1 pseudogene is annotated in these 244 nt (G+C 60.7%); it reads right to left on the bottom strand.

The annotated features are described in order from the left end of the window. Nucleotides 1-244: pseudogene (locus IVB47_RS13435) on the bottom strand (acetylglucosamine transferase); the annotation flags it as partial.

The raw sequence follows: 244 nt of genomic DNA, 5'->3' as shown, positions 1-244 counted from the left end.
CCGACATCTGCCAGGCGTCGACCCAGACGTCCGCCGAGGATCTGAATGCGGCGGTGATCTCATCTCTTACCGGCGAGCACGAATAGCAGACGATCTCGAACCTGGCGTGGTCATGGTGGCGCAGCACTGGCAACAGAGCGAACGCTGCCGAGTGATGCCAAAATTCGGCAGCAACATAGCCGACCACGATCCGCTTGTCGGGATCAAGCTGCCGGGGGGCAAGAATCCTTCGCGGCAACTTCGA

The sequence above is a fragment of the Bradyrhizobium sp. 62 genome (assembly GCF_023073035.1).
GTDB lineage: Bacteria > Pseudomonadota > Alphaproteobacteria > Rhizobiales > Xanthobacteraceae > Bradyrhizobium.
This window is presented reverse-complemented; position numbering and strand designations above follow the sequence as displayed.